This window comes from Hyphomicrobium sp. (genome assembly GCF_036780825.1).
Lineage (GTDB): Bacteria > Pseudomonadota > Alphaproteobacteria > Rhizobiales > Hyphomicrobiaceae > Hyphomicrobium_C.
Genome location: NZ_DAIQCD010000023.1, coordinates 1 through 13,552, shown reverse-complemented (window position 1 = coordinate 13,552; position 13,552 = coordinate 1). Strand labels below are relative to the sequence as shown.

Here is a 13,552-nt window from a genome sequence, read left to right as displayed (position 1 = left end):
TGGGACGATAGCGCATGCCGGAGTTGCCTGAGGTTGAAACCGTCCGCATTGGGCTCGCATCCTTGCTCGAAGGCGGTACGTTCCGGCGCGTCACGACGCGGCGGGCAGACCTGCGCTTTCCTTTTCCGGAACGCTTCGCAGAGCGTCTGGCAGGCGCGCGCGTGCTCCGCCTTGAGCGGCGCGCAAAATACCTCATCGCACACCTTTCGACGGATGAAGCTCTCGTCATGCACCTCGGCATGACGGGGCGCTTTCACATCCAGGCGCCCGGCGAGGCGAAACCCCATCTCATCGGCGATTATGAGTACAGCACCGGCGCCGCGCCCAAACACGAGCACGCCGTGTTCGAGATGCAGGGCGGCGGGCGCATCACATACGCGGACCCAAGGCGGTTCGGCTACATGCTGCTGGTGCCGGAAGCCGAGCTTGCCGCGCATGCGATGATGAGGGCTCTCGGCGTCGAGCCGCTCTCGGCTGAGCTGACGCCCGCCTATCTCGCTTCGCGCGCAGCCGGGCGGCGGAGTGACCTCAAGGCATTCCTCATGGATCAGCGGATCGTGGCCGGTCTCGGCAACATCTATGTCTGCGAAGCGCTGTTCCGCGCGGGGCTCAAGCCGGGGCGGCCTGCCTCCGTGCTGGCGACACCCACCGGCAAGCCGACTGCACACGCGACCCGACTCGTGGCCGCCATCAAGGCCGTGCTCGAAGCTGCGATCGCGGCTGGCGGCTCGACGCTGCGTGACTATCGCCAAGCAGATGGCCAGGCCGGCGCCTTTCAGGAGACGTTCTGCGTCTATGGCCGCGAGGGGGAGCCTTGCGTTCGGCCGGGCTGCCGAGGCATTGTGCGACGCAACACGCAGGCCGGGCGCTCGAGCTTCTTCTGCCCAGTCTGCCAGCGCTGACGAAAAGGAGCGGGCGCGATGGCCAACGAAACGGCTTACGAAACCATTCTTGCCGAAACCCGAGGCCGTGTCGGCCTCATCACGCTCAACCGCCCGGCACAGCTCAATGCGCTCAATGATCAGCTCATCGCCGAGCTGAACAAGGCGCTCGATGCCTTCGAGGCGGACGACGGGATCGGCGCCATTGTCCTCACCGGATCGGAGAAAGCGTTCGCGGCCGGCGCCGACATCAAGGAGATGCAGGCCAGGACCTACATCGCGGCCTACAAGGAGGACTTCATTGCCAGCTGGGAGCGCATATCCCGCGTCCGCAAGCCGGTGATCGCGGCCGTTGCAGGCTTTGCGCTCGGCGGCGGCTGCGAGCTGGCCATGAGCTGCGACCTAATCCTCGCCGCCGACAGCGCCCGGTTCGGACAGCCGGAGATCAAGCTCGGCATCATGCCCGGCGCTGGCGGTACGCAGCGTCTGATCCGCGCCGTTGGCAAGTCGAAGGCCATGGAGCTCATTCTCACCGGACGGCTGATGGACGCGGCGGAGGCGGAGCGCTCCGGTCTTGTTGCTCGCGTTGTGCCCGTGGCGGATCTCCTCGCCGATGCGCTGAAGACGGCGGAGACCATCGCCTCCATGTCGCTTCCGTCCGTGATGATGGCCAAGGACTGCGTGAACCGCGCCTATGAGACGACGCTCTCCGAGGGTATGCGCTATGAGCGGCGCACCTTCCACGCTCTCTTCGCCACCGAGGATCAGAAGGAAGGCATGGCCGCCTTCATCGAGAAGCGGCAGCCCGGGTTCAAGAATGCCTAGAGCCTGATCGTTTGAGGTGGATGCGGACACGCATTCACCGAGAACGTGAATCAGTCTCTCAAATAAAAACTTAAAGCGCGTTCACGTTGCGCAATCCGATTCCGATAAGAGTGAACGCGCTCTAAAGTGCTTCCGGAAAAGTGGAAACCGGTCATGGCGGAGCCATGCAGGCCAAGTGTCCGATGAGAAGCACTCTCACGTTTTCACGTGAGTCGCTGGGCGCGCGGCACCGCTACTACATCGGCGTTCCGATGACGAGCGTCCAGAACGACTTGAACTCCGTCTTCGGATCCTGCACCAGGGCAAGCCCCATCTCGCGCGCATCGCCAAGCAGCAGGTTCTTGTTGTGCCCCGGGCTTTCCTTCCAGCCTCTCAGCACCTCGTTGAACGAGACTTGGCCGGTTCCGACGTTCTCGGCGGCGAGCTTGGGCTTATAGCCGGTGCGCTTCACGCGGTCCCACGGGTTCGAGCCATCCGAGCCGTAATGGGAGATGCGGTCCCATTTGGCGAGATCGCGCGCGTGGGCCTTGGCCGCGTCGGTCAGCGCCAGGTTCAGCTTGAGCGGCTTGAGCTTATGCTCGGCGCGATACTGGTTGATGAGATCGCGGGCGCGGTTGGGATCGAGCGTCGTGCTTGAGTAGTCGCGGTCCGAGAGTGCGCCCCGCGGCGCTTTCTCGAATGAGCCCTTAGGAGCCTTGTCGGCGGGGTAGGCAGCGACCTGTGTTGCGGCCGGCGCGGAGCTGGCGCTACGCGCGTTGTGGCCGATGGAGCCCGTGGCGCCGAGGCCGGAGCTTCCCTGAGGCGTAAGCGAGGCCGTGTCGCCGAGGTCGTTGTAGCCCGACGAGATGGCACCCGTATTGAGGCTGCAGGCCCCAAGGGCGAAAGAGGCCGCAAGGAGGAGAGCCGGTAGGGCGACGCGATACATTCCCTGAACTCCCGCAGATGGATGCGCGGTATGAAGAGCCAACATCTCAATAAGGAGTTAACTCGCCGTTAACACTAAGCTGGGGTTTACCCTGAGGAATGAGCGGAGAAAACGCGCCCCCATCTGATCCATCCCCCGGAGCCGGTTCGGAATTTTGCGGATGAAGGTGTCGCCAATTGGGCGTTCCCAAGGCAAAAGCCTGATCAGGTGAGGCGGAGATGCAACTTTTTCAAAAATGAGACGGGCGCAGTGTTGAATCCCTTGGAATTCAAGGTGTTTTCCCTCAGACTCCCGGAATCTTGCCGCTGATTCGCGCGTGCGGCTGCCAATCATCATCAAGCCGGAGGCTTACGGGAATGTCGGCGCTTGGCAACGGTGCTCCCCTTGCCGGCTCGCGGCGCATAGGCGCAACGGAGATCGGCCATTTGATCCTTGCCCGTCTGGCAACCCCGAACGGTGCCAGCCGAGCGCAGGTGACTTCGGACCTTGCGCCGCTCTTTACGCACAAGCTCTCGTCCGCCGACTGGCGCCGGCTTGCGGAAAAGGAGATCGGCCGTCTCGTCGCCACGGGGCTCGCCCTCGAAGAAAAGAACCGCCTCGTCCCCTCTGAAGAAGGCCACGCTGTCCTTGCCCGTTATCTCGGACGGAAAACCACCGAGCCGCAGCCGTGGCCGGAACTGCGCGACATCGCGCTCGTCGCCAAGGGCCTCGGCGTCGAGAAGGAGACGGCCGAGCGGCTTCGCATGCTGGCGCGCCTCGAAGGCTTGCGCACGGTGATTGTGCAGAAGGCGTTCGGGCTGCCCTTGAGGCGGAATGTGCCGCCGACGAAGCTGCGTGCGCAGCTTGCGGTCGTGGCGCTCGAGCACGCTTTCGGTAACCGCATCAAGGCGGGCTTCGGCAAAGGGTCGGCCCTCTCCGCCAAGGCGGGGCGGTTGCTCGCGGGTCAGCTCTCGAAAAACCCCCGCGCGTTCGCAACCGATGCCAAGCTGATCGCGGAGCTTGCCGCCGAGCACGCGGGCGCCCGGGATGCGACGCTCGAAGGCTTGCGCATGGGTGTTCTGCGCGGCCTCGGCGCGCGCGCTCTTGAAGCGGCGTTGGCGGAGGCGGAAACCGCCGAGCGCACGGTGATGCCGGTCCTCGTGGCCGCGGCGCCGGCGCTCAAGCCTGCGGCCAACGATCCGGCGCCCGCGGCGAAAGCTGGGCCGCCGAGTTCCGCGCGGCCCGATCTTGCGGAGTTCGCCCGCACCGTGAAGCAGGCGGCTGCAGAGCGCGCCGAGGGCTGGGCGGGCAGCCGCAAGGCCTACATCTCCCATGTCTGGGAAACCATCCGCCTGAACCGCCCGAACTGGGAGGTCTCCGAGATCGAGTTCAAATGCATGCTGGCGGAAGCGCATCGTGCGGGCGCGCTCGTCCTCGCCAATGCCGACCTCAAGGACAAGCGGAGCAGGGAGGATCTCGAGAGTTCAGCCGTCCTCTACAAGAATATGGTTTGGCATTTCGTTCGGGTCGAGGAATAGCGCGCCCCGTTTGGTTTTTTGATTTTTGCGTTGGAGATTGTTGACGCATGCAGCACGACGTCGCCGAGGCCGGAGCCGTGGACAAGCTGTCCCAGGCTTTTGAGCACAGCATCACTTGGGAGGACGATATCTGGCGGGCCGATCCCGTCGATGTCCCCGAAGTGCATGTCAAGGCACGCCGTAAATTCTCCGACCTCTTGGCGCAGGTGACGGCGGGGGGCAGCCAGGCCGCCGCGCAGTCGCGCATCCTGCTCTTCCACGGCCAGTCCGGCGCCGGCAAAACGCACCTTCTGCGCGCCCTCCGCACGTCGGCGCATCGCGAGGGCAGGGCCTACTTCGGCTATGCGCAGATGACGCCCGACGTCTCGAACTATGCCGACTATTATCTGCGCCGTATCGTGCACTCTCTCGAGAAGCCCTACGATCCGGATAGCGAAGGCGAGGGCGAGAGCGCCCTGTCCCGCCTCACGACGCGCCTCGTCGAGGATGCGGAGGTCCTCTCCAAGACTGACCTCAAGGCGCTGCGCGACAGCTCGCTTTCGGATGAGGACCTGGCGGTGCTGATCTTGCGCCTCAGTGACGCCATCGTCGCCAGCCCGAAATTCCGCGACCTCGATCTCGACATCAATATCGTGCGCGCTCTGCTTTACCTTGAGCGCCGCGACCCGCGCATCGATCAGCGCGTGCGCCAGTATATGTTCGGGCGCCAGTTGACGCAGCTCGCCCATCAGGCCGTCGCGGCCCTCGATCCCAATACCGGCGAGGATCGTGCCTTTGAGATCATCACGGCGCTGGGTGCGCTGGTATGGACGGTCGAGCGCGCCGCGTTCGTGTTCGCCATCGACCAGGTCGAGGACCTGCGTTTCTTCGATGATGCGGAGGAACGCTTCCAGAAGGCTGCGCGCGATCTCATCCAGATCGCCAACCGCCTGCCGAACGCCATCATCATCATCTCGTGCCTCGAGGATTTTTACGGTCAGGTGCGCGGCGTCCTCGCGCAGTCTTACGTTGACCGCATCGAGAAATCCGGCCCCGTGCCGCTGCTCGAGAGTCGCACACCGGAAGAAGCGCGCCTGATCATCGCGCGGCGCCTCGAGCATATCGCCGAGCAGGGCGGCGGGCTCGATTTTCCGGATCCGGCGCAGTACTTCGGCCCCGACTTCTTCGAGGAGTTCGGCGGCCTTTCCACGCGCCGCCTCTTGGAGCATGCGCAGAGCCGCTTGCGCGACAAGGCGTCTCCCGAGGCCGGCGATGAGCCGGCAGAGGACCAGGGCTCGTGGACGTCGACGCTTGCGTCCGTGCTTGGCGGCATCTTCGGCGGCCCGGACGCGGGCGGTGACGCATCGCGCCCGCTCTCTCCCTCGATCAATTACCGCGACGCCTGGGAGCGCTTCCAGAACGCCTCCGAAGCGGAGATCCCCTCCGACGAGAATGAGCTTATGGATGTGTTCGCGTCCGCGCTCGCGCTCGCCAGGGACGAGTGGGGCAGCGCCGTCAAGCTCAGCGTCGGCGGGCTCGAGGTGTCCGACGAGGTTCCGGGCATCGATGTTCGCGTGACCCATAAGTCTGGCCACATGAGCGAGCTGCGCGTCTTTCTCTGCAACCGTCCGACGCAGGGCGGAGGCTTGAAGCGGCAGCTCGATAAAGTGTTGCCCATGACGGCCGGCCGCACCTGCGTGATGCTGCGCGCCAGCGACTATCCGACCAACAAGAAGAACCAGACGGCGCAGGCGTTCCGGAAGTTCCGCGAAGGCGGCGGCCGCCTCTTCACCATTCCGATCCCCGAATGGGAGCGGATGATGATGGTGCGCGAGTTCCACGCCCACTATCGGAACGATCCCGGCTTCCAGGCCTGGTTCGAGGATGCCAAGCTGCTGTCGAACATCATTTCGATCATCAGCGTTCTGCGCCTCGATCTGCTCGGCCGTGCGCTGCCGCGTACCGCGGGCGCTGTGCGCGCGGCGGAAGCTGAGGCTCCGCCGGAGATGCCCACTCCGCTTTCTCCTCCTCCGCTGCCGCCGGTCGACGTCGCCGAGCACCGGACTGATCCGGCGCTGCCTCCGCCCTGGTCTCTCGGTCGCGGCGCGCCTGCGGAGCCGCTCCCTGCGAACGACGACGAGCTGCCGCTCTCCGTGATCCTGGACGAAACCGGCACGACCGGCACCAGCATCCTCGCCGGCCGGGAGCTCGGCGGCCCCGCCAAGCCTGTCACACTCAACATGAACGTGCTGAAGCGTCACTCCGCGGTGCTCGGCGGCTCCGGCTCCGGTAAGACGACGCTGGCGCTTTGCCTGATCGAGCAGCTTCTCCTGAAGGGCATCCCGGCGGTGCTGATCGACCGCAAGGGCGACCTCTGCAGCTACGCCAATCCCGACGTCTGGCGCGCCAACGACGACGAGTTCGGAGAGCGCCGTGGCGAGCGCGAGCGCTTGGCGGACGCGATCGATGTTGCCGTCTATACACCTGGCCGCTCGTCGGGCCGGCCGATCTCGATCACGCTCCTGCCGAACAGCATCAACGAGCTGCCCGACCACGAGCAGCAGCTTCTCGCCAACCTGTCGGCCGCGGCCCTCGGCGACATGCTGCATCTCAAGAACTCGGCGACCCACCAGAAGCAGTCCGGCACGCTGTCGGTGGCGCTGCGCATTCTGGGCTCGCGCCACAGCCGTGAGGTGACGCTCGGCGATCTCATCAATCTGCTCGAAGACGAGGATCCGGAGCTGACCGACCTCACCCAGCGGATGGATCCTTCGGGCAGGCTGCGCCGTGATCTCGTCGCCCAGCTCGATAGCCTCCGCCATCGCAACGCGGCCCTGTTCGAGGGCGGTGGCGAGAGCCTGAGCATGGAGAGCCTGCTCGGCCTCGGCCCTTACGCACGCGACGGCCGCACGCGGCTCTCGATCATCTACACGGGTTTCCTCGGCGACAACGAGAACATCCTCTTCTGGGTCTCGCAGTTTCTGTCCGAGGCGCTGCGCTTCTGTCAGCGCAACCCGAACGACGAACTGCAGGCCGTCGTCATGTTCGACGAGGCCGACCTCTACATCCCGGCCAACGCCAAGCCGGCCACCGCGGAGCCGCTCCAGAGCCTGCTCAAGCGCGCCCGCTCTGCCGGTCTCGGCCTGATGCTGGCCACGCAGTCGCCCGGCGACCTCGATTACAAGAGCCGCGACCAGATCACGAGCTGGTTCATCGGCCGCGTGCGTGAAGATACGGCGCTGCGCAAGCTGAAGGCCGCGTTCCAGAGCGAGAGCGGCCTCGATCCGGCAGCCGTCCTCCCGGGCCAGACGGTCGGTGAGTTCCATCTCGTGCAGGAAGGGCTGGTGCGGGCCGTCAAGGCGCAGCGATCTCTGATCCTGGCAGAGCAGGTGCCGTTCGACCGTATCGAGCAGCTTGCCAGCGAAACCAAAGGTCAGGACGAGCGCCAGCTTCGCCTGTTCGATGCCCTGCGGATGTCCAGCGCGCGCCGCAGCTAGAGCCTGATCGTTTGAGGTGGATGCGGACACGCACTCACCGAGAACGTGAATCAGTCTCTCAAATAAAAACTTAGCGCGCGTTCTCGTCGCTCAATCCGACTCCGATAAGAGTGAACGCGCTCTAACCGGTTCATTATCCGGCCGTCGAAAATGGCGGAAACGTCGTTGCCATTTCGCAACTAACCTTAACAAAAGAAGCAGACCCGGCGTCCGTTTCCCGGCGCCGGAAGCCAATTCGACGTCCCTTTTCAATCCGGAAGCAACTTAGAACGTTTTGAATTTACGGAGTAAAAGCGTGCGTTCTCTCGCTGATGCCGCATTGCAGCAAATCAATTTGGCGGCGCTGACCACCATTATGGCGAAAATGAGGTTGCCTCTGGAGGGGATTTATTCCTTGCGTTATATTTCTGTCGTGACGCGTTGAGGGGCGCGAACATCGGAGGATGCCGGAGAAGGGAGGGGCTTCACGGCAAGTAAGTAGAGTGCGGGGTTTTGCGTGTTATGTTTGCGCGATCATTTTTGATGCTCGTAGCCGCCACATTGCTTGGACCGGCTGTCGGCGTTGGGCTCTTTGTTCTCCTCAACACGATGTAGCCAAGTGCGCGGAAAGCCGAGCTACGGCTGGGCTTTCAAGCCATATTCGTCATTTCCATACCGCTGGCGCAGCGTGAAATTCCCGCGCGCGCCGCTCCAATTAGATTTCGATGACGATAGCACCGCCAGTAAGGCCGGCGCCGGCAGCCGACATCAGAAGCCGCTCGCCGCTTCTGAACGGACGTTGCTCGGCTGCGAGCGAGAGGGTGAGCGGAATCGTGGCGGCCGAGCTGTTGGCGTAGAGTGCGATCGAGGAGAGCAGCTTTTCGTCCGGGATGCCGAGTTGCCGCTGTGCGGCGCCGATGATGCGCGCGTTCGCCTGATGCGGGATAAAATAGTCGATCTCGCCGGCTGTGAGCCCGGCCCGCGAAAGCGCTGCCTCCGCCGAGGCCGTCATGATCTTCACCGCGCGGCTGAACACGGCGCGGCCGTCGCGGATGTGCATGAGGGTTGCGTCGGGCGGGAGGCCTTCGGCAAAGGGCGTTCGGCTGCCGCCTGCCGGGATCTGGATCAGGTCGTAGGCGGCGCCGTCCGATGTCAGATGCACCCCGCGCACGCCTGAACCCTCGCGGTCGCTCGGCACGAGAAGCGCCGCGCCTGCGCCATCTCCGAACAGCACCGCGCTCACCGGATCGTCGAGGTTGAGGCGGCGCGAGAGAATGTTCGCCGCGATCACCAGCGCTGCGGATCGCTGCTGGCGCACGAAGCTGTCGGCGAAGGCCAGCGCATAGAGAAAGCCTCCGCAGGCGCCGGCCATGTCGATGGCGCCCGCCCGCGATAGTCCGAGTCGATGTGCGACGAGGGGCGCTGTGGGCGGCAGCAGATGATCGGGTGTAGAGGTGGCGAGGGCGAGCAGTCCGATCTCGGCGCGATCGATGCTCCCTTGCAGAAGCGCCATCTCCCCGGCTTTGACGGCGAGATCCGAAAGCGCCTCGCCAGGGGCCGCGAAGCGGCGCTCGCGGATCCCCGTGCGCTGCTCCGTCCAGCCCGCCTCGACGCCGAGCCGCGCTTCGATTTCCGCATTTGTCACGCGCCGGTCCGGCGCATAGTGTCCGAGAGCGTGAAGTGCCGATCCAGATGCCATGCTCCTTCCTACAGGCGGCCATTCCGCTCCGACAAGGTCCAAATCATCTCATGAGCAAGCCTATTCTTCTCGTCGCCGCGGCAGCGCTCGTCGATGCCGACAACCGTGTCCTGATCTCGAAGCGGCCGGAAGGCAAGCAACTTGCGGGGCTGTGGGAGTTTCCCGGCGGCAAGGTCGACGCAGGCGAGACGCCCGAGGTCGCGCTCTGCCGCGAGCTGCAGGAGGAGCTCGGTATCGAAGTTTGCGAGACATGCCTCGCCCCATTCACGTTCGCGAGCCACGCATATCCCGATTTCCACCTGCTGATGCCGCTCTTTCTCTGCCGCAATTGGGAGGGCGATGTAGAGCCGCGCGAGGGCCAGGAGATCGCCTGGGTCCGCGCCATGCGTCTCGCGGATTATCCCATGCCCCCCGCCGATGCGCCGCTCGTCCCCTGGCTACGCGATCTGCTCGGCTAGAGCCGTTCCGCTTTAAGTGGAATCGGGGAACGGCTCTAAGCTTTTGTTTCTCCGTGCTCCTTATCGGGCACTTTAACTCGCATAGTTTCGCCAATCACCGTTTCGCTTGCCGCGTCAGAACGCTGAGGGCTAGGCTTTCCGCTCCGGCACGCCGAGCGCATCGGCGAGGCGCGCCTGGGCAGAGCCCGGCTTGAGCGGCTTCTGCTGGCTCTCGTGGGGCACCCAGGCCGTCAGCGTCAGGATCTCGAACGTCGCCGCCACACGCCCGTCCGCGCGTCCGAACCGCTCTGCATAAATTTCAGCCGCCCGCATCAGGAGCCCGCGCGTGACCGGCACGCGTCGCCGGTCGCGCAGCATGTTGGACGCACCCATGGCCTTGATCTCACGCATCAGCGCGATCGGATCACTGTAGGTGACGGAGACCACGTCGGAATCGGCGACCGGCAGCGCGAAGCCCGCACGTTGCAGGAGGCCGCCGAGGTCGCGGACGTCAGCAAACGGCGCGACGCGCGGCGAAGCTCCACCCGTTATCTCCTCTTCGGCCGCGAGCCACGCTTCGCGCAGCTCCGCGAGCGTCCGCCCGCCGAGGAGGGAGGCGAGAAGAAGCCCATCCGGTTTCAGGGCGCGCCGGATCTGGACCAGCGCTCCCGGCAAGTCATCGACGAAATGCAGCGCCAGCCCCGATACGGCGAGATCCAGCGAAGCAGGTGCAAACGGCAGCGCCTCGAGGCTTGCCAGGACGCGCGGCGAGGGCGCCTGCGCGAGCAGCATCTCTGCCGGGTCGAGCGAGATCAGCCGCCCCACATTGGGCTGAGCCGCGATCTGACGGCCGACTATTCCATGATGCGATCCGAGATCGGCTGCCACCTCGAATTTGCGCCGGACGATCGAAAGCCGTTCGGCGAGATCGTCTGCGACCCGCTGCAGGAGAAAGTCATGCCCCGTCGCCGCACCGGCGGCGCGGTTGCGCCGGGCTGTCAGCAGGGATGCGTCGAATAGGGCGTGAGACTCAGGCATGCGGTTAGAAGCTTTGTGCTGGCGCGTCGGATGCGCGATCTAGTCTAACGGGTTTTCGCCGGTATCGGAACGAGGCGTTCCGTGACTGCGCCGGCCGCGAAGGCATTGCCGAGGCCGCCCGCTTCGCCGAAAGTTGGCGTGGGAGGCGAGCCGTGACGGAATGGAGCGCAGACGACAGCGAGAATTCGCGTGGCATCCGCGCGGCGCCCCGCCTCGTTCACCGCGCTCTCCAAGCGGTGTCCGACCTCATCATGCCGCCCGTCTGCCTCGTCTGCCGAGAGCCGCTGGGCGACCATGATGCCCTTTGTCCCCCCTGCTGGCGCGGCGTCGAGTTCATCCGTCCCCCGTTGTGCGATCGGCTCGGCATGCCGCTCCCGTTCGATACGGGCGGCGTCATGGTCTCGGCTGCCGCTCTTGCCGCTTCGCCGCCCTACGACAGGGCGCGTGCCGTCGCCGCGCATGCGGGGGCTGTCCGCACCCTCGTTCACGCGCTCAAGTTCCACGACCGCCATGACGTGCGTCGCTTGCTCGGCAGATGGCTTGTTGAGGCTGGCCGCGAGCTTCTCCTCGACACCGAGATCGTCGTTCCGGTGCCTCTGTCTCGGCGCCGGCTCCTCGCGCGGCGCTTCAACCAGGCCGCCATTCTGGCCCGCGAGGTGGCGCGTCTCACCGGCATCGGCTACGAGCCGCAGGTTCTCGAAAGGAAGCGGGCGACGCCGAGCCAGGTCGGCCTTTCGCGTCTTCAGCGCCAGCGCAATGTGGCCGGAGCTTTTGCAGTCCCGCCCCGATGCAGGCAGCGCGTCACGGGACGGCGTATCCTTCTTGTCGACGATGTGATCACGACGGGGTCGACCGCGAGTGCCTGCGCGCGTGTTCTGCGTCGGGCGGGCGCGGAGCGCGTGGATGTGCTCGTGGTCGCGATGGTCACCGATCGCGCGCTCGTTCCATCCTGAGGCGCAGGCACTGGAAAAAAGTTGCAAATCGTAGTGTCATGGCGCTGAGATGCCTTTGCGTCTCAAGATATACTGGCCAAACACGGGGACGACACGAGGCAGGGCCATTGAAGCCCTTGGGAGACATGGCGAAAGTCACGATCTACACCACTATGCTTTGTCCTTATTGCCACATGGCGAAGGAGCTATTGCGCGCAAAGAGCGTGCCTTTCGAAGAGGTGGATGTCACTGGCAAGTCCGCACTCCGGGCAGAGATGAGCGCCAAGGCCGGCGGGCGCAGCACGGTTCCGCAGATTTGGATCGGCGATCGTCATGTCGGCGGCTGCGACGATCTGATGTGCCTCGAGCGCAGCGGCGAGCTCGATCCCCTCCTTTCCGCGAGTCCCTAGCCCATGTCCTATGCTCACACGCCGGCGGCGTTCAGGGCCGGCCTCGTCCAGATGTGCTCGGGGCGCGACGTCGCGCGCAACCTTCGCGATGCATCGGCGCTGATCCGCGAGGCAGCAAGCGGCGGCGCGCAGTATGTGCAGACGCCCGAAGTCACCAATCTCATGGAGCTCGACCGCGAGCGCCTGTTCGCGGCCGCGGAGCCCGAGAGCACCAATGCCGGCCTTCAGCAATTTGCGGACCTCGCGCGGGAGCTCAGGATCTGGCTGCACCTCGGCTCGCTCGTGGTCAGGGCAAGCGAGACGAAGCTTGCCAACCGCGCTTTTTTAATCTCGCCCGCGGGCGCGGTGACGGCGCGCTACGACAAGATCCATATGTTCGACGTCGATCTCCCGAATGGCGAGGTCTATCGGGAGAGCGCGAACTATGAAGCCGGCGCGCACGCCGTCGTGGCCGACCTTCCGTGGGGGCGGCTCGGCCTTTCCATCTGCTATGATCTGCGCTTTCCCTATCTCTACCGCGCCCTTGCCAAGGGAGGGGCCTCTTTCCTTGCAGTGCCGGCGGCGTTCACACGTCTCACGGGCGAAGCCCATTGGACGACGCTTCTACGCGCGCGGGCGATCGAGGCGCAGTGCTTCGTTCTTGCGGCCGCACAGGGCGGTTTGCACGAGCATGGGCGCGAGACGTTCGGCCACAGCCTCGCAATCTCGCCGTGGGGCCATATTCTCGCCGAGGGCGGCGTTCACCCGTCAGTCATCTTCGCTGACATAGATCCGGCCGAGATCGCGAGCGTCCGCGCACGCGTGCCGTCCCTGCGGCATGACAGGACATTCGACGTTGTGGCGGCCTCGGAGAAGGCCGCGGAGATTTCGTCATGATCAAATACAGTCTCGTGTGCCGGGATGGCCACGAGTTCGAGGGCTGGTTCCAGGATGGCGCGGCGTATGAGGCACAAGTCGCCCGCGCGCAGATTGCCTGTCCGCACTGCGGCAGCAATGCCGTCGATAAGGCGATCATGGCCCCCGCGATCGCCAAGCGTGCGGAGCGCGATGGGAAGGCGGCGCCCGAGACGTCGTCTCCGCTGTCCGAGCATCATCAAATCCTACGCCGGATCCGCGACGAGATTCGTGCCAAGGCGGAATACGTAGGCCCGCGGTTTGCCGAAGAGGCACGCAGGATTCATTTCGATGAAAGTGAGCCCCGCGGCATCTATGGCGAAGCGAGCATTGAGGAGGCGCAAGGGCTTGCCGAGGACGGCATTCCCTTCCTGCCCGTGCCGCGCCTTCCGGATGATCTGAACTAGCACCCGAGCGCGGTGCGGATTCGCGGGCCGATCTGGTCGAGCGGCAGGATCTCGTTCGCCCCCCCCCGCTCGATTAGCGTGCGCGGCATTCCGTAGACAACGCAGGACGCCTGGTCCTGAGAGATATTGTAG

Annotated in this window: 13 protein-coding genes; 9 read left to right on the top strand and 4 right to left on the bottom strand. The window is 65.0% G+C overall.

From position 1 onward, the window contains the following. Window positions 1-14 precede the first annotated feature (14 nt). The gene (gene mutM, locus V7P99_RS10400) at window positions 15-902 is read left to right on the top strand and encodes a bifunctional DNA-formamidopyrimidine glycosylase/DNA-(apurinic or apyrimidinic site) lyase (RefSeq protein ID WP_333794747.1); all 888 of its coding nucleotides are present in this window, start codon (window positions 15-17) and stop codon (window positions 900-902) included. 18 nt (window positions 903-920) lie between these two features. Next, window positions 921-1,706 carry an enoyl-CoA hydratase gene (locus V7P99_RS10395; RefSeq protein ID WP_333794746.1) on the top strand — a complete coding sequence of 262 codons (786 nt, stop codon included), beginning with the start codon at window positions 921-923 and terminating at the stop codon, window positions 1,704-1,706. A 235-nt stretch (window positions 1,707-1,941) separates the two neighbouring features. On the opposite strand, the gene V7P99_RS10390 is transcribed toward V7P99_RS10395, so the two are convergent. Next, on the bottom strand, window positions 1,942-2,631 hold the full coding sequence (locus tag V7P99_RS10390) for a CAP domain-containing protein (RefSeq protein WP_333794745.1): 690 nt from the start codon (window positions 2,629-2,631) through the stop codon (window positions 1,942-1,944). A 356-nt stretch (window positions 2,632-2,987) separates the two neighbouring features. On the opposite strand from V7P99_RS10390, the gene V7P99_RS10385 reads away from it, so the two are divergent. Next, the gene (locus tag V7P99_RS10385) at window positions 2,988-4,148 is read left to right on the top strand and encodes a hypothetical protein (protein ID WP_333794744.1); all 1,161 of its coding nucleotides are present in this window, start codon (window positions 2,988-2,990) and stop codon (window positions 4,146-4,148) included. Window positions 4,149-4,195: 47 nt separating this feature from the next. Next, window positions 4,196-7,624, top strand: a complete 3,429-nt coding sequence (locus V7P99_RS10380) for a helicase HerA-like domain-containing protein (protein WP_333794743.1) — start codon at window positions 4,196-4,198, stop codon at window positions 7,622-7,624. A gap of 694 nt (window positions 7,625-8,318) precedes the next feature. On the opposite strand, the gene V7P99_RS10375 is transcribed toward V7P99_RS10380, so the two are convergent. Beyond that, window positions 8,319-9,302, bottom strand: coding sequence for a beta-ketoacyl-ACP synthase III (locus tag V7P99_RS10375; RefSeq protein WP_333794742.1), 984 nt, complete (start codon window positions 9,300-9,302; stop codon window positions 8,319-8,321). 50 nt (window positions 9,303-9,352) lie between these two features. Between V7P99_RS10375 and mutT the strand changes: the two genes are divergently transcribed. Beyond that, complete coding sequence (mutT, locus tag V7P99_RS10370; RefSeq protein WP_333794741.1) at window positions 9,353-9,760, top strand: 8-oxo-dGTP diphosphatase MutT; 408 nt, start codon at window positions 9,353-9,355, stop codon at window positions 9,758-9,760. Between the two features lie 129 nt (window positions 9,761-9,889). On the opposite strand, the gene V7P99_RS10365 is transcribed toward mutT, so the two are convergent. After that, complete coding sequence (locus V7P99_RS10365) at window positions 9,890-10,777, bottom strand: methyltransferase domain-containing protein (RefSeq protein WP_333794740.1); 888 nt, start codon at window positions 10,775-10,777, stop codon at window positions 9,890-9,892. Window positions 10,778-10,929: 152 nt separating this feature from the next. On the opposite strand from V7P99_RS10365, the gene V7P99_RS10360 reads away from it, so the two are divergent. From V7P99_RS10360 to V7P99_RS10345, 4 genes are all read left to right on the top strand, one after another. Next, the gene (locus V7P99_RS10360) at window positions 10,930-11,730 is read left to right on the top strand and encodes a ComF family protein (RefSeq protein WP_333794739.1); all 801 of its coding nucleotides are present in this window, start codon (window positions 10,930-10,932) and stop codon (window positions 11,728-11,730) included. A gap of 125 nt (window positions 11,731-11,855) precedes the next feature. Then, the gene (gene grxC / locus V7P99_RS10355; RefSeq protein WP_333794738.1) at window positions 11,856-12,119 is read left to right on the top strand and encodes a glutaredoxin 3; all 264 of its coding nucleotides are present in this window, start codon (window positions 11,856-11,858) and stop codon (window positions 12,117-12,119) included. Window positions 12,120-12,122: 3 nt separating this feature from the next. Further along, entirely contained in the window at window positions 12,123-12,995 is an 873-nt protein-coding gene (locus tag V7P99_RS10350; RefSeq protein ID WP_333794737.1) for a carbon-nitrogen hydrolase family protein, read from the top strand. Then, window positions 12,992-13,420: a DUF1178 family protein gene (locus tag V7P99_RS10345; protein ID WP_333794736.1), complete on the top strand. Its 429-nt coding sequence runs from the start codon at window positions 12,992-12,994 to the stop codon at window positions 13,418-13,420. The genes V7P99_RS10350 and V7P99_RS10345 overlap by 4 nt, the downstream gene beginning before the upstream one ends. Here V7P99_RS10345 and V7P99_RS10340 read toward each other — a convergent pair. Next, entirely contained in the window at window positions 13,417-13,545 is a 129-nt protein-coding gene (locus V7P99_RS10340) for a chemotaxis protein CheB (RefSeq protein ID WP_333794773.1), read from the bottom strand. The genes V7P99_RS10345 and V7P99_RS10340 overlap by 4 nt on opposite strands. Window positions 13,546-13,552: the final 7 nt, after the last annotated feature.

Excerpts from the sequence above, each read along its gene's own strand:
- mutM (WP_333794747.1), top strand. The coding sequence starts at position 15 with ATGCCGGAGTTGCCTGAGGTTGAAACCGTCCGCATTGGGCTCGCATCC.
- V7P99_RS10395 (WP_333794746.1), top strand. The coding sequence starts at position 921 with ATGGCCAACGAAACGGCTTACGAAACCATTCTTGCCGAAACCCGAGGC.
- V7P99_RS10390 (WP_333794745.1), bottom strand. The coding sequence starts at position 2,631 with ATGTATCGCGTCGCCCTACCGGCTCTCCTCCTTGCGGCCTCTTTCGCC.
- V7P99_RS10385 (WP_333794744.1), top strand. The coding sequence starts at position 2,988 with ATGTCGGCGCTTGGCAACGGTGCTCCCCTTGCCGGCTCGCGGCGCATA.
- V7P99_RS10380 (WP_333794743.1), top strand. The coding sequence starts at position 4,196 with ATGCAGCACGACGTCGCCGAGGCCGGAGCCGTGGACAAGCTGTCCCAG.
- V7P99_RS10375 (WP_333794742.1), bottom strand. The coding sequence starts at position 9,302 with ATGGCATCTGGATCGGCACTTCACGCTCTCGGACACTATGCGCCGGAC.
- mutT (WP_333794741.1), top strand. The coding sequence starts at position 9,353 with ATGAGCAAGCCTATTCTTCTCGTCGCCGCGGCAGCGCTCGTCGATGCC.
- V7P99_RS10365 (WP_333794740.1), bottom strand. The coding sequence starts at position 10,777 with ATGCCTGAGTCTCACGCCCTATTCGACGCATCCCTGCTGACAGCCCGG.
- grxC (WP_333794738.1), top strand. The coding sequence starts at position 11,856 with ATGGCGAAAGTCACGATCTACACCACTATGCTTTGTCCTTATTGCCAC.
- V7P99_RS10350 (WP_333794737.1), top strand. The coding sequence starts at position 12,123 with ATGTCCTATGCTCACACGCCGGCGGCGTTCAGGGCCGGCCTCGTCCAG.
- V7P99_RS10345 (WP_333794736.1), top strand. The coding sequence starts at position 12,992 with ATGATCAAATACAGTCTCGTGTGCCGGGATGGCCACGAGTTCGAGGGC.